Annotated in this window: 20 protein-coding genes and 1 pseudogene; 19 read left to right on the top strand and 2 right to left on the bottom strand. The window is 29.0% G+C overall.

The genetic code is table 11. From position 1 onward, the window contains the following. The first annotated feature begins 507 nt into the window (after window positions 1–507). From ACWPW7_RS19715 to ACWPW7_RS19670, 10 genes are all read left to right on the top strand, one after another. A complete protein-coding gene (locus tag ACWPW7_RS19715) occupies window positions 508–2,235 on the top strand; it encodes an AAA domain-containing protein (RefSeq protein WP_454054912.1) in 1,728 nt (575 codons plus the stop codon). Window positions 2,236–2,261: 26 nt separating this feature from the next. Then, window positions 2,262–3,440, top strand: a complete 1,179-nt coding sequence (locus ACWPW7_RS19710) for a DEAD/DEAH box helicase (RefSeq protein WP_454054911.1) — start codon at window positions 2,262–2,264, stop codon at window positions 3,438–3,440. Between the two features lie 620 nt (window positions 3,441–4,060). After that, window positions 4,061–4,648 (top strand): DUF5710 domain-containing protein, encoded by a 588-nt coding sequence (locus ACWPW7_RS19705; protein ID WP_454054910.1) that lies wholly within the window; start codon window positions 4,061–4,063, stop codon window positions 4,646–4,648. Window positions 4,649–5,212: 564 nt separating this feature from the next. Next, the gene (gene abc-f, locus ACWPW7_RS19700) at window positions 5,213–7,141 is read left to right on the top strand and encodes a ribosomal protection-like ABC-F family protein (RefSeq protein ID WP_454054909.1); all 1,929 of its coding nucleotides are present in this window, start codon (window positions 5,213–5,215) and stop codon (window positions 7,139–7,141) included. Between the two features lie 172 nt (window positions 7,142–7,313). Further along, window positions 7,314–8,099: a pseudouridine synthase gene (locus tag ACWPW7_RS19695; protein ID WP_454054908.1), complete on the top strand. Its 786-nt coding sequence runs from the start codon at window positions 7,314–7,316 to the stop codon at window positions 8,097–8,099. A gap of 423 nt (window positions 8,100–8,522) precedes the next feature. Then, window positions 8,523–9,509, top strand: a complete 987-nt coding sequence (locus ACWPW7_RS19690; RefSeq protein ID WP_454054907.1) for a methionine ABC transporter ATP-binding protein — start codon at window positions 8,523–8,525, stop codon at window positions 9,507–9,509. After that, entirely contained in the window at window positions 9,496–10,164 is a 669-nt protein-coding gene (locus tag ACWPW7_RS19685; protein ID WP_454054906.1) for a methionine ABC transporter permease, read from the top strand. The genes ACWPW7_RS19690 and ACWPW7_RS19685 overlap by 14 nt, the downstream gene beginning before the upstream one ends. A gap of 14 nt (window positions 10,165–10,178) precedes the next feature. Continuing rightward, on the top strand, window positions 10,179–10,991 hold the full coding sequence (locus ACWPW7_RS19680) for a MetQ/NlpA family ABC transporter substrate-binding protein (protein ID WP_454054905.1): 813 nt from the start codon (window positions 10,179–10,181) through the stop codon (window positions 10,989–10,991). 282 nt (window positions 10,992–11,273) lie between these two features. Then, on the top strand, window positions 11,274–12,053 hold the full coding sequence (locus ACWPW7_RS19675; RefSeq protein ID WP_454054904.1) for a DUF169 domain-containing protein: 780 nt from the start codon (window positions 11,274–11,276) through the stop codon (window positions 12,051–12,053). Between the two features lie 36 nt (window positions 12,054–12,089). Further along, complete coding sequence (locus ACWPW7_RS19670; protein WP_454054903.1) at window positions 12,090–12,242, top strand: hypothetical protein; 153 nt, start codon at window positions 12,090–12,092, stop codon at window positions 12,240–12,242. Between the two features lie 173 nt (window positions 12,243–12,415). On the opposite strand, the pseudogene ACWPW7_RS19665 reads toward ACWPW7_RS19670, so the two are convergent. Both ACWPW7_RS19665 and ACWPW7_RS19660 read right to left on the bottom strand, forming a co-directional pair. Then, window positions 12,416–13,346: pseudogene (locus ACWPW7_RS19665) on the bottom strand (IS30 family transposase). A gap of 258 nt (window positions 13,347–13,604) precedes the next feature. Beyond that, window positions 13,605–13,967 carry a hypothetical protein gene (locus tag ACWPW7_RS19660; RefSeq protein WP_454054902.1) on the bottom strand — a complete coding sequence of 121 codons (363 nt, stop codon included), beginning with the start codon at window positions 13,965–13,967 and terminating at the stop codon, window positions 13,605–13,607. Window positions 13,968–14,368: 401 nt separating this feature from the next. Here ACWPW7_RS19660 and ACWPW7_RS19655 point away from each other — a divergent pair, with 401 nt between their 5' ends. From ACWPW7_RS19655 to ACWPW7_RS19615, 9 genes are all read left to right on the top strand, one after another. Further along, the gene (locus tag ACWPW7_RS19655; protein ID WP_454054901.1) at window positions 14,369–14,545 is read left to right on the top strand and encodes an H-type small acid-soluble spore protein; all 177 of its coding nucleotides are present in this window, start codon (window positions 14,369–14,371) and stop codon (window positions 14,543–14,545) included. 102 nt (window positions 14,546–14,647) lie between these two features. Further along, window positions 14,648–15,166, top strand: coding sequence for a hypothetical protein (locus ACWPW7_RS19650; protein WP_454055546.1), 519 nt, complete (start codon window positions 14,648–14,650; stop codon window positions 15,164–15,166). Window positions 15,167–15,599: 433 nt separating this feature from the next. Further along, window positions 15,600–15,875, top strand: coding sequence for a CD3324 family protein (locus ACWPW7_RS19645; RefSeq protein ID WP_454054900.1), 276 nt, complete (start codon window positions 15,600–15,602; stop codon window positions 15,873–15,875). Between the two features lie 629 nt (window positions 15,876–16,504). Continuing rightward, window positions 16,505–16,711, top strand: coding sequence for a 50S ribosomal protein L28 (gene rpmB, locus ACWPW7_RS19640; RefSeq protein ID WP_454054899.1), 207 nt, complete (start codon window positions 16,505–16,507; stop codon window positions 16,709–16,711). Window positions 16,712–16,761: 50 nt separating this feature from the next. Then, complete coding sequence (locus ACWPW7_RS19635) at window positions 16,762–16,944, top strand: hypothetical protein (protein ID WP_454054898.1); 183 nt, start codon at window positions 16,762–16,764, stop codon at window positions 16,942–16,944. Between the two features lie 58 nt (window positions 16,945–17,002). Continuing rightward, window positions 17,003–17,296 (top strand): GNAT family N-acetyltransferase, encoded by a 294-nt coding sequence (locus ACWPW7_RS19630; RefSeq protein WP_454054897.1) that lies wholly within the window; start codon window positions 17,003–17,005, stop codon window positions 17,294–17,296. Window positions 17,297–17,958: 662 nt separating this feature from the next. After that, complete coding sequence (locus ACWPW7_RS19625; protein WP_454054896.1) at window positions 17,959–18,486, top strand: YcxB family protein; 528 nt, start codon at window positions 17,959–17,961, stop codon at window positions 18,484–18,486. Between the two features lie 110 nt (window positions 18,487–18,596). Beyond that, the gene (locus ACWPW7_RS19620) at window positions 18,597–18,788 is read left to right on the top strand and encodes a hypothetical protein (RefSeq protein ID WP_454054895.1); all 192 of its coding nucleotides are present in this window, start codon (window positions 18,597–18,599) and stop codon (window positions 18,786–18,788) included. A gap of 141 nt (window positions 18,789–18,929) precedes the next feature. After that, the gene (locus tag ACWPW7_RS19615) at window positions 18,930–19,619 is read left to right on the top strand and encodes a hypothetical protein (protein ID WP_454054894.1); all 690 of its coding nucleotides are present in this window, start codon (window positions 18,930–18,932) and stop codon (window positions 19,617–19,619) included. Window positions 19,620–20,240: the final 621 nt, after the last annotated feature.

The following is a 20,240-nucleotide window of genomic DNA, read 5'->3' as shown; positions in this document are numbered from 1 at the left end:
CCTATTAAAGGTATTTAATAGGGGCATTTTATATAAAATTCACGGGTGAGGCGTGTGGAGTATGTGGTAGGAATATATTACAAGGATTTTTTTGTAGTCGTTGAATTTATTTATTTTGAAGTTTTGTGCGATCTTAATACAAATGATAATAATTTTAAAGATAACGATCAGATCAATTAAATAAAGAGAGAAGTAGTAATTTATTATGGTATTAGTAGATACGTAACTATAAATCTAATATAAAGTAAAAAGGTTATGAAGAAGCTAATTCAGTTTTATAATTTCATGATTTTTATATCTATACGTTGCATATTGGTGAAAAATGTAAATATGTATTGTCAAATTTATGGTAATTAAGAAGGAATATTTGGAATTTTGTAGAATATTACATTTATAATAGATTTAAAAAATTAATTATCAAGAGATACATAATTCTGGTAATATTTATGTATCTGAAGATATTTTCAAAACTTTTGAAAAATCAGATTAATAATGGTGGTAGTATAAATGAATTACAAAACAAAAGAGATAACAAATTATTTTAGAAATACTGTGGCAGTGCAATCTAATATGGGGATAGATTTTAAATCAGATAAGTTTTTTATAATCAAACAGCAAGAGTTAATTAATGGAGAACTTGGGTTAACAGTATGCAAGGATATTTTTTCCACGTTAAATAGGCAAGGCGTAGATGATGAAATTCCAATTAGCAAAAAATCAAAAGTTTCAGTTATTATTTGTGCAAAAACAGTAAAGACAATTTTTAGTGAAAATGAGAAAGTGCAAGATGAAATAGATGAACTAACAGGCTTACTGTACATACCTGCAATTCTTGATATGGAAGGCACTTTGTTTTTTGATGAAGGAAATAAAAAGTTGCCTTGGATTCCGAGAGAGTATTTAACACCTATGATAGAGCCTGTATTAGCCATAGGAAAAGCAGAGATAGTTGACAATTTTATGAGTGATCATGTAGATCAAGTTGAAAAAATTAAAACGTGGTTAGAATATGTTGAATTTTTTAAAAAGTTCTATGAGTCTGTCACAGAATCAGAATTTGAACAGAATACGATTCGGAATATGGATGATAAAGAGCCCTTCTTTGAATTGGAAAACAATATGTATGTTTTCATAGACAAAACAGTTCATTCCACTTACCATATTCTGAGCTTATACAATCATTTAATAAAAGATAATCAACCTAAGCCACTTTATGATAATTTTATATCAACTAAAATAACAAATACAAATCCGCTTATAGAAAATAATTTATCAAAAATGCAGATACACTGTGGGCAGATGGGTGGAGAATATCCTTTATCTCCATCACAAAGAGAAGTCGTTAATCATTTCAATTGCATGAGTGATGATGAGATTTTAGCGGTTAATGGTCCTCCAGGTACAGGCAAAACTACTTTACTGCAATCAATAGTTGCGGATATGTATGTTAAAAGAGCAATAAATAAAGAGAGAGCTCCATTGATTGTAGCTTCTTCAACTAATAATCAAGCAGTAACTAATATCATTGCTTCTTTCGGAAATATTAAAAAAGTGGGAATATCTAACCTGGAAGAAAGATGGATTGAAGGAGTAAATAGCTTTGCTACTTATTTCCCGTCTGCCAAAAAGATAAAAGAAGCGAAAAATAAAGGATATCAATATACCAATCAAAAAGGTGAATTTTTTGTTTCTGATGTTGAAGATAAAGAAAATATTAAAAGTTCAAAAATTAGGCTTATAAAAAGCTGTAATGAATATTTTGGAGTTGAGTATCAAGATATAACTGCCTGTCAGGATAAATTGCATGAGGAATTATTATTTTGCGAAAAAAGTAAAAATGCTTTGTTGTCCTTGGCTCAGAAAGTTGATGGATATGATTTGAATGGACAAACTATAGATAAATGCCTAAGCAATTTACAACATCAAATTGAGAAAAAACAAGAAGAAATCTCTAATATTCATCAAAGAGTTAGTGATTGGGAAAGCTACTACAAGAGTATTCCATTTTTATATAAGTTGTTAAGGTTTATAAAATGTTTTTCAAAAAAAATTCAAACTGAATTTAGATTATTTATGAGTGATGAAGAACATGGTTTTATAAATGAATATATGAGCTTCGACGAAATTAAAGAAAGATATAGTCAACGATATTTTGAATATAACGAAGAGCTTTCTGACCTCAAAAAGAAAAAAGATCAAGTCCAAAAATCAAAAGACAATATGACAAAGAGCTAGAGCAGCTTAAACATCATAATATAATATTGGATGAAAAAGAAGATGAAAAATATAACCTTAATATCGACTTTATAAATAACTTAATAGATAAAAAGATTAGATATATGGAGTTTTGGTTGGCAGTACATTATTTTGAGTGCAGATGGGTGAGTGGAGAGGGTGAACTGTCAGATAACCAGAAAGGTACAAACTTTAAAAATGTTTTAGATATGTTTTATAATAGACTTAGTATGATAACACCATGCATGGTTATGACATTTTATATGCTACCTAAGCAGTTCTTAGCATATGGAGATCAAAAAAACTTTTTCCTATATAATTACATTGATTTACTCATTGTTGACGAAGCAGGACAAGTATCTCCAGAAATTGCTGCCGGGGCATTTTCGCTTGCTAAAAAGGCTATTGTTGTTGGAGACATATATCAGATAGAACCAGTATGGAGCGTAAATCGGGCACTTGACAAAACACTGGCACTGTCAAATGGGGTAATACAATCTTTCAGTGAATTTGGATTGCTAGAACAGATAGGATTAAATAGTTCTTGCTCAAGTGTTATGAAAGTTTCTACTAAATGTTGTAAGTATGAAAAATTTAATGAGAAAGGTTTGTTCTTAAGTGAACATCGCCGCTGCTATGATGAAATTATTGACTATAGCAATAAACTAGTATACAAAGGAAAGCTTCAGCCTATGAGAGGAAGGGGAAGTCAAGATAAAAAGATTGTCATAAAGAAATGGCCTCAGATGGGGTTAAAGCAAATTAGCTCAGAATATTCTTTAAAAAAGGATAATAGCAGAATGAATTGTTTAGAAGCTGAAACAATTGTAATCTGGTTAAAAGAGAATTATGAATTTATTGTACAAGCTTACCCAGAAGATGAAAAAGAAAATCTTATTGGAATTATAACTCCATTTAAAGCTCAAGTAATATGTATACAAGCAGAATTAAAGAAACAAATGCCAGAACAATATATGAAAATTAGTGTAGGAACCATACATACATTTCAAGGAGCAGAACGAAAAATTATAGTGATGTCTACAGTATATGGAAATTTAGATGGTTGTTTTTTTATTGATGCAAATAAAAGTTTAATGAATGTGGCTGTTTCTCGTGCAAAAGATCATTTTTTTATATTTGGTGATATAAATTGCTTGAAAGATTCATTAAATAGTGCGAGTGGCTTGCTCAAAAAAATGTATTAAATTAAATGCAATATAAGGTGATATAATCATAGGAATAGAGTTTATAGTATAGGTATGCCTACACGAACCTTATGTTAAATGATCATATATATATTTTTTTTATTACATAATTAGTTAGTGCATATAAATTGTATCTAAATATAAATTACATAGAAAATTTTATTTATCTAGATATGGAATTTATATTGATGAAATAGATAAATTTAAAACTAAAGGTTTTATGTGCGAGATGTATGTGAGGGGCATTAAGGAACTAGAAAGTGCGTTATTGTAGAAATATTTCGGAAAGAGCGAACTTATATTACTAAATTATAATTAGCCTGATAAATAGTCTTTAAATTCAATTTAGATTCCATACTATGTAATGAAACCATACTTTCAGCAGATGATTTCTTTGAAAAGATATTTAGATATTTTGTTAAGGGAACAGATGTGACTAAGTATAGTGTTAAAATAGAGTTCAGCATTTTAGACAAGTTACGATGATTGATGTCTTAGAGTACATGCTAGATTTCGGTAACTTTTATTCTTTAAAAAGTATCATATTATGAAAAAATATTTAACATTATAAATAAAGAACTCAAAATTTACAGTAAAATACTTGTAAAGGTGAGAAGAATATGGAAATAAAAGGAATTAAATTAAATGTAAAATACGAAGAAAAAGAAGAAGCGAAAAAAGCAGGGGCAAAGTGGGATTTTAAAAGAAAAGTCTGGTATTTTCCTGTTTGCAAAGATTTAATACCTGTATTGAAATGGTTGAATACTGATGTCTTTATTTATGCAGATAGTGAAAAAAGGAAAGAAATCTTACAAGAAGATGATTATTCAAATGATTTAAACGATATACAGTTATTTATGGAGATCAGAGAAGGGTACCCCTGCTGTAGATGTGGAAAGGGTATGGATATATTACAGCCATTTTCTAAACCACCGAAGAACCTTCAATACACTAAAACATATGAATATTATTTAACATGGAATAAACCTAAATCTTATGCGGATTTTGCTAATAACTTAGGGATAAAAATGGAATATCGCTCGACATCTATTGTTAAGACACCTTATGCAGTACACATTTGCCCACACTGTGGCCAGGTTCAAGGTGATTTTTATATTTTTGAGGATAAAGATTGTAGGTTGCCAGTAAAGAAAAGTTTTTATGTACATTACAATAATAAACAGGATAAATGGGAAATAAAGGATTAGCTTAAGGTAATAATCATTCAAGAGATTTTAGATAATAAATGCATTATTTTAACTTATTTACATAAAATACAAATGATGATATAATAAAGAAAACATTGAAGGAGGGAAGTAAGTTATGACACCAGCTAATTGCTAATATTAATTTTAAATTAATATGTATTTTATAATGAGTTTTAAATTTGCCTAATTATATTTAGGTTTTATTGTTATGCTCTTTATGGAATAAGGCATTTAGAAGGTAACTTACTTTACTGAAATTCAATATTATAATTTATATAATGTTTCAAATATTTATTTTGAAATATTGAGCTAGAGTTTTTGAGAAACTCTGCAATTAGGTATATAAGCATAATGGATGTTTTTATTTACATTCGTAATTTTTGATTATATCTAGGTTTAAATAAATTATAATAATAGAGTATTTTGGACTGTAAGAAGAATCATCTTCTTATGGTCTTTTTATTTTTAAAATTTCTTTAAAAAATGTAATAGTATAGTAGTTAAGATTTTTTCTGCCTATCCATAAGATGCTGATTTAAAAGATGGATGAAAGAAGGAATTTTTATGTTTCAATTATCATTAGATGGTATAAAAAAATATATGGATGCTACCCTTATTCTTGAAGATATAACTTTTCAAGTCTATGCAGGAGAAAAGGTTGGTATAGTAGGTGCAAATGGAAGTGGAAAGAGCACTATTCTTAAATTAATAGCGGGAATAGAACCAATGAATTATTGCGTTGGTTACCCAGGTGCTACAAGCCCTGGATATGATGAAGGATTTATTTCTATACCTAGAGAAGCCACTAGAGCTTATCTTGAACAAATACCTCAATATCCTGAAGGTTTGAAAGTTATTGATGTGTTAAATTTGGCTTTTGAGGAAGCTCACAGCATAGAAAGGGAAATGCATAAATTAGAAGATAAAATGAAAGCTTTAGAAGGTGCTGAGCTAGAAAAAGTGTTGAAGCAGTATAGTGACTTAGTTCAACTATATGAGGTTAATGGAGGATATGATATAGAAGAAAAATTAGGCAAAATTTGTACTGGACTAAAATTTGATGATAGCTTTTTAAATAAAGACTTTAGTTTATTAAGTGGTGGGGAAAAAACTACGGTAGTTCTTGGGAAGCTCTTGATTGATAATACAGATATATTACTACTGGATGAACCTACAAATCATCTGGATATGGATTCTATTGAATGGCTCGAAGGCTATCTTAAAGCTTATAAAGGAATTGTAATTATTGTATCTCATGATAGATATTTTTTAGATAATGTAGTAACAAAAATAGTAGAAATAGAGGATATGAAGTCTATAGCTTACAAGGGCAATTATTCTTCTTATGTTAATCAAAAAGAAGAAAATATGAGAATTCAATTTGAGAATTTTAGAGAACAGCAAAAGAAGATAAATGCTATGGAGAAGACCGTAAAGGATTTAAGAGATTGGGCTATGAGAGCTGATAATAATAAATTCTTTAGAAGAGCTGCAAGTATACAAATAAAGCTTGATAAAATGGATAAAATAGAAAAACCAATTTTTGAAAAACAAAATATGAAACTAAATTTAAAATCTGCACAGCGGTCAGGTAATGAGACTATCAAAGCCATAGAACTTTCTAAAAGTTTTGAAGATAAGGTTATTTTTAAGGATGCAAATTTATTGATTAATTTTGGTGAAAGAGTTGCATTAATAGGTCCCAATGGATGCGGAAAAACCACTTTCTTAAAATTACTATTAGGTGAAGAACATCCTGATGATGGAGTAGTAGAATTAGGAGCAAATGTTATGGCATCATATTTACCACAGAAAATAACTTTTAAAAATGAAGAGCTCACTGTGTTAGAGTGCTTTAGGGAAGATATTTCTATACTGGAGGGAAAAGCACGGGAATACCTGTCGAAGTTCATGTTTTATGGTAAAAGTGTATTTAAAAAAGTAAAACATTTGTCAGGAGGAGAGAAGATTAGGCTAAAGTTAGGTAAATTATTGTATGAAGATATAAATCTATTGATACTGGATGAGCCAACTAATCATCTTGATATTGATTCCATAGAAACCTTTGAGGAAGCTTTGGAAGAGTTTAAAGGAACTATATTCTTCATTTCTCACGACAGATATTTTATCAATAAAATTGGAGAAAGAGTTATTGCTGTTGAGGACAATGCACTAAAAAGTTATTCTGGTAATTATGATTATTATAAAAGCATAAAAGATGAATTAAGTTTGAAGGCGCCTAAAGAACCGGTGATAAAGGCTGAAAAAATTAAGAAGCCAAGAAATATTGATGAAAGTAAAAAGAAGGAAGCGGAAAAGGCTAAGGCTGAAAAAAGAGTTGAAAGTCTTGAAAATGAAATAAGAGAGCTTGATTTAGCTATGTCTAACAGCTTATTAGATTATGAAGAGCTTAATAAGTTGTATTGTAGAAAAGAAGAATTAAATAAAGAATTGGATATAGTTATGGAAGCATGGTTAAGTCTTGAGAATTAATGCTGGAACTCATGGAATTCACAAGTATAAAATGAAAGAGGTAAAAAGAACTAGGAGAGAAATCACCTAGTTCTTTTTTAAAATTTTAGAGTTATAATCTTTACTCCAAAATAAAAATATTATATATTAATATAGTTAAATTTATTTTACAAATGATTAGAAGTGAGGAAACATGAGATTAGATAAATTTTTAGCAGAATCAGCAGTTGGAACACGGAAAAATGTTCGAAATTATATTAAAGAAGGGGCTGTTAAAGTCAATGGACAAGTTGTAACAGAACCGATAATGGAAATTAGTGAAAGTACTGATGTTATTGAGTATCTTGATAAGGTGGTTGCCTACACAGGAAAAGTATATTATATGTTTCATAAACCAGAGGGATGTATTACTGCAAGAAAAGATGCAGTAAATAAAACAGTTTTTGATTTTTTACAGGGAGTTAACACTAGTGGAATATTTCATGTTGGAAGATTAGACAAGGATACGGAAGGATTGTTGTTGTTTACCAATGATGGAGACTTTAATCATAAATTGATGTATCCAGAAAAGCATATTGAAAAGAAATATTTTTTTATTGCATTAGGTTCCCTAAATGAAGTGGAGATAAAAAAGTTAGAAGAAGGCATTTCTATAGGAGAAGGTGAAGCATTGACGAAGCCTGCAAAAATAGATGAGGTAAGATGTGGAACATATAAAGAGTTTGAACAGGACACAGATATTAGAAGATTTTATAATATAGATTCAAATCACTATGAACAACTGGTTGTATCCGGATATCTCACAATTTCAGAAGGACGTAAACATCAGGTAAAACGTATGTTAAAAGCAGTAGGTTGTTATGTTATTTATTTAAAGAGGATTTCCATTGGAGAGTTAATGCTAGATGAAACACTTAAAAAAGGGCAGTATAGAATGTTAGAAGAAGATGAGATTCAAAAGTTATTAGTACAAGTATAGTCTTTAGAGAAAGATGAGCTAGAAATTAATAAATTTACAAGACTTAAGTAGAAGGAGTAATGACAAAAACTATTAAATATAGTTGATATATATTTCTTCTATACTAAGGTAGTAGTACCATATAAATTGTATATTTAAATATAAAGTAGTTCAGGGATTCAAATGAATTTATAATTCAGGTAAATATTATGAGAATTTGTTATATGATAAAAATATATTTTTTATATAGTTAAATCCAATAGATAGTTATGTATCTATTGGATTTTTAAATTTTTAAAATGTTATACAAAGTTGTATACTTTATTAATGATTATTATAATTTCTCAAATAATTAGTATATAATAAGAAATTTTAAAAAATAAGAAGTAATGATTTTACTTTAAGTTAATTTTTATTTATATTTATGCATATAAAGGAGGAAATATGATAGAAATTGTCAATTTAGAAAAGTCATTTCATACTCGCAAAGTGCTAGACAATGTCAATTTAAAAATAGATACTGGAATGATATATGGACTTGTAGGGCAAAGCGGTGCTGGAAAGTCCACCCTACTACGGTGTATCAATGGTTTGGAGAAGTATAATAAAGGATCAATTGTTGTAGATGGTATAAAAGTAGAAGATTTAAATAGATATGAAATGCGCAATTTTAGAAAAGATATGGGGATGATTTTCCAGCAGTTTTCATTGATAGATAGGAAGACTGTATATAAAAATATTGCATTTCCTTTAGAATGTTGGGGATATAAAAAAGATGATATACATAATCGTGTAAAAGAGTTAGTTGAAATGGTAGGTTTGGAAGATAAAATATATGCTTACCCAACTGAATTAAGCGGGGGACAAAAACAAAGAGTTGCAATTGCTAGAGCCTTGTCTTTAAAACCTAAATACATCTTATCTGATGAATCTACATCAGCTTTAGATCCTAATACTACAAAATCTATTCTTAATCTCATTAAACAAATTAGTAGGGATATGAATATAACTGTTTTGGTTGTAACACATGAAATGGATGTTGTACAAGGTATTTGTGATGAACTATCTATTTTAGAACAAGGTAAAATAACGGAATCAGGAAATGTTATTGATTTATTTTCAGATAAACCTAAGTCTCTTCTAAACTTATTAGGAGAAAAGGAGGTCATTTTACCTAAAAGTGGTGTTAATATTCGACTAAATGTTAATTTAAACAGAGATTATGGTGTAGTTTCTCAACTAGCTAAATATATCTCAGGAGATTTTAATTTATTAGATAGTGATTTTTATAATAATGATTCCATTCGTTACAACAATCTACTTATAAATATTGATGAAAATGATTTTGATAAAACAATAGAGTTTTTACAGAAGAAGAGTGTTGAATTTAGGTTAGTAAGTAAAGGTGGTGTTATTGATGGATGCAAGTAATACCCGCTTATTTGAGTACTTACCTACTGTGATTATTCCTGCTATATGGGTGACAGTAAAAATATTGTTTTTTTCTTCTCTGTTTTCTATTATTATAGGACTTGTTTTAGGTACTATATTAGTACTTGTTGACGAAGATGGATTAATACCAAATAAATTTGTATTTATCATAATTGATAAATGTGCCGACATATTAAGGTCTTTCCCAACTTTAATTCTCATAGTGGCATTAATGCCTTTGACAAGATTGATTATAGGAACTACTGTTGGAGCAAATTCAGCAATTTTTTCAATTTCTATAGCAGGTGTACCCTACGCAATTAGAATAGTTGAAAATTCGTTGAGAACAGTAGATAAACAATTAATAGAGGCTGCAAAATCTGTGGGAGCTTCAACGCTACAAATTGTATTTAAAGTTATGTATGTAGTTGCCTTGCCAAATTTAGTATCTAATCTTACTATGATGATTATAAATATGCTAAATACTACAACTATTGCTGGTGCAGTAGGAGCTGGTGGATTAGGCGCTGTAGCTCTTGCATACGGATATCAAAGGTTTGACGATTTAATCATGTATTTCATTGTGGCTATTTTACTTATTATGGTTCTTCTAATTCAAGGATTAGGTAGATTTATTTATAAAATTTTAAAGTAGAAAGGAAGAAAAAAATGAAATTTAGAGCAAGTAAATTATTAAAGTTTATTGCCTTGGCAATAATGATATCATCATTGTTGGTAGGTTGTGGCAATAAAAAAGAAGATGAAAAGAATGTAATTAGAGTAGGAGGTACTGAAATCTCTAAAGTAACCTATGATGCTATAGAAAAAGAATATGCTAAATTAGGATATAAGACAGAATTTGTTCTATTTGATTCAAATGTTTTGGTGGTAACTGCTGCTAATGATGGAGAAGTAGATATTTCTATAGGTCAGCATAAGAAATTTATTGAAACATTTAATCAAGGTCAAAAAGGAGACTTACATATGTTAGAACCATATGGTTATTATACAGGAATAGGTCTATATTCAGAAAAATATAAATCTGTATCTGAGTTTCCTGAAGGTGCTAAAATAGCAATTATGAATGATGCTATGAACATGGATATAGGTATGCATGTACTTGAAGACGCAGGTCTCATTGAATTAGCTAAAGACCATAAAGGTCCATATACTGTAGCTGATGTAGCTAAAAACCCTAAAAATATTCAAATCATTGATATGGAACAAGCTCAAACTGTAAGAAGCCTAGAAGATATGGATGGATCACTAGTATTCTTCACTCATATGTTCAATGCAGGAAAAAATCCTTCTACATATTTAGTTCGTGATAAACAATCTGTAGACTACCCAATTGGACCTGTAGTTAAAGCAGAAAACAAAGACAAGCAATGGGCTATTGACTATGCAAAATGTCTAAAAATACAATCAGTAAAAGATGAAATAGACGCTAAATTCCCAGGGGTATATACTCATTATAAATAAAATGAAAAGCAAATATAGGGTTCCAAAATCACAATTTAACTTATACATTTAAAATTTTGGAACCTAAAATAGTGATGCATGCTCGTGACCACTTAAAAATCAATGCTTTATTTTGCATGGAAATATTTTTAAGGTTCATGAATAATTTAAAATTCGAGCTTGTATCCCTATAGTTGTAGTAAAAATTTAATTAATACAATTTACTAAAACAGCACAGCAATTTATATAATAGCAGTGCTGTTTTATATAATATTAGATATATACATGGAGAGGAGAAATGATATGGAACCAAGTTGGAAACAAGCTTTATTGAAACTCAACTGTGCTTTAGATTTAGAAAGACAAATAGTTGGAATTAAGTTTGCTTTTTCTAAAAAAGAATATGAACTACTAAGTGGTCAATGTCCTATAAAAAAAATAAACTATTGTGGAATGGTTAAAAGTGCCACATGTGGACACTCATTGAAAGCAACTGGAGATATGTTAGCGTGTACTAGCGCTGCTCGAACTCTTGGATTTCAAGAAGATACTGTAAATGAAAGAGGCCAAAATTGGGTACGGCTAGGACTGTATAAAGATGCTGAAGTTGCAAAAGAAGTTAGGGATAGCCTCTCATATTCTAAAGAGGAGCCATATGGTGTTTTAGTCCAGCCTTTAAGTATGTTCGAGGACTCTCCTGACATCGCGCTAATAGTAACTAACCCCTATAATTTAATGAGAATAGTACAAGGATATTCATATCACTATGGAGCAAGAAAGGATATTGGGTTCTTGGGCAATCAAGCTATATGCTATGAATGTAGTGCTAAACCTTATGTGACACAAGATATGCAAGTATCCTTATTATGTATTGGAACTAGGCATAGATCTGGATGGAAAGATCATGAATTAGCAGTAGGCATACCGATGCATCAATTTGATACAATTGCAGATGGAGTATTCAATACCATCAACATCATGGAAAGTAATGAAAAAAAACGTGTAATCGAAGAGAAATTATTGAAGTCAGGCATTACTGAACTAAATGTAGAATATAATAGCAATTACTATAAAAAGGTTTAGATGAGAGTTATTTAATAAGTACTAATATAAATTACAATGATCGAAGACAGGGATAAGGAGTTAAAGATTCTATATGATAGGGATAAATTTAAAGAAATATTTGAAGAAGAAACTAAGAAAACTACATTTCATTACGGACATCCGTATCTGAATTCTGCAACATTAGCAGGAGTTATTAGAATAGCATAAAAAATATAAATTAATGTATGATATTGATAATTAATCAATAACATGTAAAAACTTTGATAAAGATGAGTAAAGGTTAAGGAATATTAAGAGATAAATTGTAATAACAAATTGAACTATTTCTTATTATGACTTAATTTTCCAGATGCTCTCCAGATAGCATATATTATATCCAGTTATTCCTCAAAAAGTTCTTCTGGGGTTTTATAACCTAGTATCTTTCGAGGAAATGTATTCATCTAGTCTTCTATAAAAGCAATGTTATCAGAAGTATAGCCATCTATACTCTTACCTTTTAGGATGAATCGGAGTATCAACCTATTATGCCTTTCATTGGTTCCTTTTTCAAATGATGAATATGGATGGGTATAATACACCATAGTCTCTGTATCAGTTTTAAGAGATGATAGTTCTGCAAATTCAGAACCATTATCGCCAGTTATAGTTTTAAAAACTTGACTAAATTTATCACCAAACAGCTGACGAATACTCGTAAGTTCATTCATAACAGCTTCAGATGTTTTAGAAGGGATTTTGCGTACAAGAGCATTCCTAGTCTTACGTTCAAGAATAGTTAATAGAACGCGGTCATCATTAGTTTTTTCACTAATTACAGTATCTATTTCCCAATAGCCGAATTCTTCTCTGTTGTTAATGGAATCAGGACATTCCTCAATGCTTTTGCCAAGTTTTTTCTTGTTCTTACGAACTTTAGATAGCTTTATATTGTGTCTTAGTTTTAATGTTAAATCTGAGTTCTTAACCCTTAAAAGACCAAGATCAATATAGTTATAGAGAAACCATTTGAGAACGTTCAAATTCAGCTCTTTTAAGAGCATTGCCAAAACATGCATCAGGAGACCATGAATCGTTTATAATCTTATCTATAACATAGTTTATGAATGTGCTACATTCAAGAGGCTTATATAGATGATGAGAGTTCTGACGGTTCTTAAGATAGATTGCTTCACCAGTATCAGCAAGATAAACTTCAACTTTTCTTCCTTGCTTAATCTGAGTAGTAGTACCACGATGAATTTTATTAAGAATAGTATTTATAGGACGATTTAATTTACGCGATTCTGTGTTATTATTTGTGTAGTTCATAGTGGTTATCTCCTGTTTAGATTTTGTTTTCTGATTAAATCATAATACAGAATAATTCACTATAGATTTTTTTAGTTCAATTTCATTTTACAATCAGTCATTTTAAAAAAATGTTGATACGTAATAATAAATCAACATGCTACCTTGTTGCAAAAATATTGAATATTTTAAAATGTTTATGGAAGTTTACACAAAATTCTTGACAGACTCTTAATAATATAAATTAAAATAGGCAGACTTTATTCTGCCTATTTTAAGTTACTTCATAGGATTTCCTGACTGAGCATTTGCTCGTTTAGCTTCCTCTAACTCAGAGTTATTAGTGCTACTAGTCATACCAGTATTTCCACTATTAGTCATGCCGCTGTTAGCTCTTGACTGAGCATTTGCTTGTTTAGCTTCCTCTAACTCAGAGTTATTAGTGCTACTAGTCATACCAGCATTTCCACTATTAGTCATGCCGCTATTAGCTCTTGACTGAGCATTTGCTTGTTTAGCTTCCTCTAACTCAGAGTTGTTAGTGCTACTAGTCATACCAGTATTTCCACTATTAGTCATGCCGCTATTAGCTCTTGATTGAGCATTTGCCTGTTTAGCTTCTTCTAAATTTTTGTTATTCATAAATATTACTCCCTTCAAAAATATATACTATATTCAAGCACATTTGTAGTTTAACCTTTTTATAATAAAATATATGTGAATATAAACACCATATGTGGTATAAAATAGACAAAGTGACATATTTAATTAATCTATTATTTTCTATTAGAATTTACTTCATTTTTTATTTTATAAAAACCTTCTAAAATGTTTTTGTTTTTTCATCTATTAAAAACACTTCCTTATCGTATCTAAAATAAATATATTATTATATTTGGCAATTAATAGTTTATTTATACGTTTTAGTTTCTCTTATTACATTGAAGTAAAAAGTATAAAAAGTATCAAATTAATAAACATACTATATTGTTTTGAAGGGAATAATATAGTTAATAAATACAATGAAAAAAGGAGAAATAATTATGGATTTACATAGGGTTATGGAAATAAAACAATCTTTAGGTGTAATAAATGTAAGCTATAATGGAAATTTAGTTTGGTTGGAAACAGTAAATAAGGGTAATAATGAAGTGTTAGTAAAAGATTTAAACAATAATAACGAATTTATGGTAAATGTTTCAGATTTAAAAGAAGTATAATTTATTATTTTAAAATAATAAATTATAAAAAAGGAGAATTTTTCTCCATTAGTGTTTTAGAAAAAATTCTTTTATTTAGATGGAGAATATGAGTCAAGTACAATATCTAAGTGGCCAGAATATAGTGAAGAAAACTCATTTAAAGATGCAGAAGAAAAAATGACCTATGTTATAGAAGCCATTAAGACTGTTAGAAATATAAAGGCTCAAATGAAGATTCCACTTTCAAGAAAAGCTAAATTAATAGTATTTGCTTCAAGTGAAGCTAAAGGAGTCTTTGAAAAAGGAATAATGTATTTTGAAAAATTAACTTCAGCTAGTAAAGTTGAGTTCTTAGTTTCTAAAGAACAAATCCTAGAGAATTCTATATCTGTGGTTACTAAAGGAGCTGAAATATATCTTTCACTTTTAGATTTAGTAGATGTAGAAAAGGAATTAGAAAGATTAAATAAGGAAAAAGAAAAGCTAGAAAGTGAAATTGATAGAGTAGAAAAGAAGCTTTCTAATAAAAAATTCGTTGCAAAAGCACCACAGGCTATAGTTGATGTTGAAAAAGCTAAAGGTGAAAAGTATAAAGAAATGCTTAAAGCTATAGTTGAGAGAATTGAAGGTCTAAAATAAATAGTAGTAATTTATATTTAAGTGAAGTAGCAAACGCAGCAACTTTAGTAATAGATATAAAAACTATAAATCAATTAGGACATAAAACTATAAAAGTGAAACTAATAGATATGTTCCAGCATAAGGCACATGCGGAATGTTATGTGTTGCTAAAAAAGCTAAAAAATAAATGGATGATTTTTGAATCTTTAAAAGATCTTTGGGGCTCAGGTAATTCTAAATATTCATATAATTGGAACTATATTATAATTTGTGGTAAACTATTTGAAAGGTATTTATAAGAAATTAAGGAGAGAGGGGAAATAACTTTATGACTACACCTGCATTTAATGCGTAGCAGAGGCTATTGCATTAATATTAATAAATAATAGTAAAATATAAAATAGCCTTTGCTCAATCCTAAAATGAATTTATATTTAGGAGGAGCATATTAATGAGCTATGTTAAAGCAACAGAAGTGTTGCCAAAGGAAGTATTAGATTTAATTCAAGAATACGTTGAAGGTAAATATATTTATATTCCTAAAAAGGAATGTAATAGAAAGCCTTGGGGAGAGACTACCAAGAGCAAAAAGGAAACCTATAATAGAAATTTGCAGATTTATAAGAAATATAAAGAGGGGATATCCGTAAAAGCTCTTTCTGAAATGTATTATTTATCTCCCAAAAGTATACAAAGAATTATTTTAAAAATAAAAAGAGAAATCTAATAATAAAATGCGCCATAAGCAAAATGCTTAATGGCGCATTTTTATTTCAGAAAAATGTTGTAGGTTGATAGGGGGATTTACGTAGTGATATCATTTAAATAGAATTTTCAAGGAAGGATAGTATCAATGGTAAGACAAGTGAAGTATAAATAATTAGTAAAAACAATTTAGTATATAGTTAGGGGATTATAATCCCAATAAATATAATTAAAAAGATTTTATTATTAGTATAGCAATTGAAGCTGGAGTAAATTTATATAGTTAATTTAAATATTAGAATATATAGATATAATTTTTGAGATAAGAAACATTAAAAAATAATTTTTATGTTTAGAACTTTTATAAATTTAGCTATTAAAAGAAATGTATATGTTTTGTCATGTTCTTTTAATTTGCATATTTTTGTATTTGATATGTTATTAGATAGCATACTTGACGTATGTTTTTTTCATGTAATAGATAGGTTTTTGTATATATATTTTGCATATATAGTATATCAATAATCCTATTGAGGTTGTAAATAAAATCTAATTTCATTACAGCCTTTTTATTTTTTATAAGGGGTGAGTTTATGCCAATGTATTTTTAATAAGCAAAAGAATAAAAAATAATAAAAGGGAGTTTTTATAATGGCAAAATGTTATGTATGTGAAAAATCGACAGTTTACGGGAAGCAAATTGGTAAGTCCCGTTCTCATGTAAGTGGAAGATCAAATAGATCTTTTAAGCCAAACTTAAAAAAAGTTAAAATATTAGAGGATGGTACACCAAAAACAATATATATTTGTACAAGGTGCTTACGTTCTAACATTGTAACAAGAAATATAAAACAATAGAAATAAAGCTTATATTGATTTCTATATAATGTACGTTTGGAGGTAAAGGTATGATAAATGTTATTTATAGGAAGTTAAATTTAGAAGAGTGTGAATATATAAAGCAAATGAATCCATCTCAATACATAGGAAAAGCATGGAGAGAGGTGGAGGGAAAACGTAAATTAGTAGAAATCAATTATCAAGGTTCTGATTGGTACCAAATGGTTATGAATATCATTTCAATAATTTGAAAAAACTATTTTAAGCGGTGGAAGTGCTATTGGTGCTTTTGATAGCAATAATAAATTATTGGGATTTTCAACAATCAATCGTGAATTCTTTGGTGAAAAGTGTAATTACGTTTTATTAGAACAACTTTTTATAACCTTAGAACATAGAAATAAAGGAATAGGCAAAAAGTTATTTATGATTTCTGCAAATGTTGCAAGAGAGTGGAATGCCGATAAAATTTATATTTGTGCAGGCTCTGCTGAAGAAACAATTGCTTTTTACTTTGCAATAGGTTGTAAAGAGGCGGAGGAAATAAATAAAGAACTATACGAAAATGACCCAAGAGATTACCAATTAGAATTTTTACTATAATTTTGTGTAACTTAATCAGAAGCAAAAAATTGCTCTAAATTGTAATTTTAATTTTAAAAATAATGAAAATAAGATTAACTTATATTAGGTAAACACAAGTATATTATTTATACACATACAATACTCTGTACATATTGAATGTATAGCAGATATAGAGAAGAAGTACTTTTATACCAAGTTGTGTAGAATATCTAAATAAAAAATTAAAGTGTATTTTTATCCCCTCAATAATTATAATGAGGGGATTTTTGAGTTTATAGAGACAACGACTTGCTGTAATAAATAGAGATATTGCTGAATGGTGTAAATATAAAAAATAACAGAATGTTTCTTATTGTATTAAAATATACGCTTAATATTCTGCATATATCTTATCAGTAATTACCAAGGCAATAATTATTTCAAAAGGTGTGCTTAGTTGAATCTTTTATTTCACATGTTTTTGGAATATTAAAATTACCAATTGAAGCTTCATTATGAAATTTATTGAAGAAAAGTATGATAATGATATAATTTATAAAGGTGGTAAATTTTAATAATCAAAGAAAAGGATAGAGGGGGAGAGTTTGATGATGGAAATAATATATGATAATTATTATTGGCAAAATGAATTAGTAGGATTAAGAGCTTGGAGTGAATATAAAGTAAATTGAGGTGAAGGCATGGACGACAAACTATTTACAGTGAAAACTGGTATGAGAAAAGAAGACTATCATAAGTTTTTATATATAGCAACATTTTTAAGAAGTAAAGTAATAATTCCTTTTATATTTGGGCTATCTGCTTTAATGGCTGTATATCTCTCTTATAGTGAAAATCAAGTGAATATAATAGAATTCTTTATATGTTGGATTCTATTAGCGGCTGTTGCAGTGGGAGTAATAATTTTTAAGATTGAAAGAAAAAACAAGCAAAGAATAAAAACAGATAAGACGGGAGTATTTAATTCGGAAGAAATATTAGATTTTTATGAGGATTTTCTAATCATAAAAAGCACAGTATTTGAAGGTGAGTCTAAGATTAAGTATAATCAATTTTATCAAGTATTAGAATCAAAGGATTATTTTATAAATTATTTTAATATGAACCAAGCATCTTTAATAAGAAAGAAAGACATGGATGAGGAAACCTGTGATAAGTTAAGAGCGCTATATAAAAAGAATATGGGAAGTAAATATAGAAAAATTTAATTTAATAATTATATATGAACCGTATAATTAGAATTATATCTTTAGAAGGTATAAATTTGTAAAACATAAATTGGGAATAATATATAATAGATAAAGCGGAGGATAGCTAAATGAAAATATATTATAACTCTAGTATGTGGAACAGAGGAAAAGGGATTTGTGGACTAACGCAGAGAGTAAACTGGCAGTTTGAATTTGGAGGAACAAAGCGGTATATACCTGTTATATATCGTTTTTCAAAAGGCATTGTTTTTGATATTATTACAATTTTAGATGAAACAAAACTCCATGAATTTTTTTAGAAGTATGAAAGCATTGAGAAAGCATTAACACCATTACAAGAGCGTTGTGCAGAACAAGAACATCCCTATCAGTCTGTACCAATAAAAGAAATATGGATAAATGGAAAACAAGAAGAAGATGGATATTCCTCCAGTGGTACTATGAACACACCGTGGCAAGAACAAAATGATGAGTTAATATCTGTACGAAAAGCATATTCGTCTATTTTAAAGGAGAATGCTTATTTTGCTTGTGAACGTTTTTCTGTTCCATATCCTAAAACAGATTCAAAACTCCGAAAAATATTGCGGTTTTTACGCTTGGACAGGGTAAAGAAAGTGAAGCTATCAACCTATTCTGTACAAGATTTTGTACCTCTGGACATACATTTAGATATGTCAGTGAATGAAAAACAGAAGGAGATTTATTTTAATCATCCTGTAACAGGAATAACACATACACTATATTTTCAAGACCCGGAATTGGTGGAATTTCCAGCTGATGAAGAGGAAAGTCGCAGCTTTCACACTATGCAGTTAATATATGAAATAGAGCCTGCTTTGCCACAAGGTGATACTCTAGAGTTTGCCAGCAGTATCCAATACACAGAGACACCAGAGGAAAAATTCAGCCCTACCGCTACATCATCCTTTGGTATTATTGGTGGATCATGTGGGCCTACTGCAATTTTTATTTCATCAAAGGAAAAAGATATACCACATGGTTTACATGGATTGCCGCTATATGTATGTTTTTCTGTTCCAAGTTTTGAAGAGAAAAATACTGGGCACTTTATCCTTGAGGGTATTAATACTGAGAGATGTGACAGTAAGGAGTACAACTTTCAATAGAAGCTAGTGCCAATAAGTATACTCTTGTATGAAAAAATGTTAATAAAAATGAAAAAAGAATTTTTATGAAGATAAAAGCACTTATAGATGAAATTAATATTACAGAAGTCCAAAATTTTAAAGTAGAGAAAGAGTCTTGATACATATTAATATTTCTTCATCGTCAATAATATCTAAAATTGACTTTGATTTTACAAGTGTATATAGATATATCACGCTTAAATTTAATCTATCTCTGAAAATAATTAACACTTATTGGTATCGTTCCTAAGATTACTAAATTCAAAATTTAGAATTGTGGATATTTCTCAGCATTAATCTTCCACCCCTGGGGTTTACAACAAAATTATAGGTTTTAAATAAAATCAAAGTAATCATAAAATTCTAATGTATAACTACTTTCTATTTAAACCCCTGGGGTGCAGTATAATATGGTAGTGTATCTGCAACATTAACTAATATTTTAATTACATTGCTTATCTCCATAATCTTAGTGTAAAATCACTAAGATTGTTCCAAACTATACTTCACCTCAGGGGAACCCTTACGGGCTTCGCTACTGTTCCCCAGAGGTGGTAAGTCTGGTGAACACTGTTTGCCTCTACAATAAAACGTTAGCAA

Source organism: Clostridium sp. Marseille-Q7071 (genome assembly GCF_965112025.1).
The sequence above is the reverse complement of the archived record's forward strand: the minus strand, read 5'-3'. Positions and strand labels throughout refer to the sequence as shown.

Bases quoted from the DNA above. Each gene is read 5' to 3' on its own strand.
- ACWPW7_RS19715 (WP_454054912.1), top strand. From the start codon at position 508: ATGAATTACAAAACAAAAGAGATAACAAATTATTTTAGAAATACTGTG.
- ACWPW7_RS19705 (WP_454054910.1), top strand. From the start codon at position 4,061: ATGGAAATAAAAGGAATTAAATTAAATGTAAAATACGAAGAAAAAGAA.
- abc-f (WP_454054909.1), top strand. From the start codon at position 5,213: ATGTTTCAATTATCATTAGATGGTATAAAAAAATATATGGATGCTACC.
- ACWPW7_RS19695 (WP_454054908.1), top strand. From the start codon at position 7,314: ATGAGATTAGATAAATTTTTAGCAGAATCAGCAGTTGGAACACGGAAA.
- ACWPW7_RS19690 (WP_454054907.1), top strand. From the start codon at position 8,523: ATGATAGAAATTGTCAATTTAGAAAAGTCATTTCATACTCGCAAAGTG.
- ACWPW7_RS19685 (WP_454054906.1), top strand. From the start codon at position 9,496: ATGGATGCAAGTAATACCCGCTTATTTGAGTACTTACCTACTGTGATT.
- ACWPW7_RS19680 (WP_454054905.1), top strand. From the start codon at position 10,179: ATGAAATTTAGAGCAAGTAAATTATTAAAGTTTATTGCCTTGGCAATA.
- ACWPW7_RS19675 (WP_454054904.1), top strand. From the start codon at position 11,274: ATGGAACCAAGTTGGAAACAAGCTTTATTGAAACTCAACTGTGCTTTA.
- ACWPW7_RS19670 (WP_454054903.1), top strand. From the start codon at position 12,090: ATGATCGAAGACAGGGATAAGGAGTTAAAGATTCTATATGATAGGGAT.
- ACWPW7_RS19660 (WP_454054902.1), bottom strand. From the start codon at position 13,967: ATGAATAACAAAAATTTAGAAGAAGCTAAACAGGCAAATGCTCAATCA.
- ACWPW7_RS19655 (WP_454054901.1), top strand. From the start codon at position 14,369: ATGGATTTACATAGGGTTATGGAAATAAAACAATCTTTAGGTGTAATA.
- ACWPW7_RS19645 (WP_454054900.1), top strand. From the start codon at position 15,600: ATGAGCTATGTTAAAGCAACAGAAGTGTTGCCAAAGGAAGTATTAGAT.
- rpmB (WP_454054899.1), top strand. From the start codon at position 16,505: ATGGCAAAATGTTATGTATGTGAAAAATCGACAGTTTACGGGAAGCAA.
- ACWPW7_RS19635 (WP_454054898.1), top strand. From the start codon at position 16,762: ATGATAAATGTTATTTATAGGAAGTTAAATTTAGAAGAGTGTGAATAT.
- ACWPW7_RS19625 (WP_454054896.1), top strand. From the start codon at position 17,959: ATGGACGACAAACTATTTACAGTGAAAACTGGTATGAGAAAAGAAGAC.
- ACWPW7_RS19620 (WP_454054895.1), top strand. From the start codon at position 18,597: ATGAAAATATATTATAACTCTAGTATGTGGAACAGAGGAAAAGGGATT.
- ACWPW7_RS19615 (WP_454054894.1), top strand. From the start codon at position 18,930: ATGAACACACCGTGGCAAGAACAAAATGATGAGTTAATATCTGTACGA.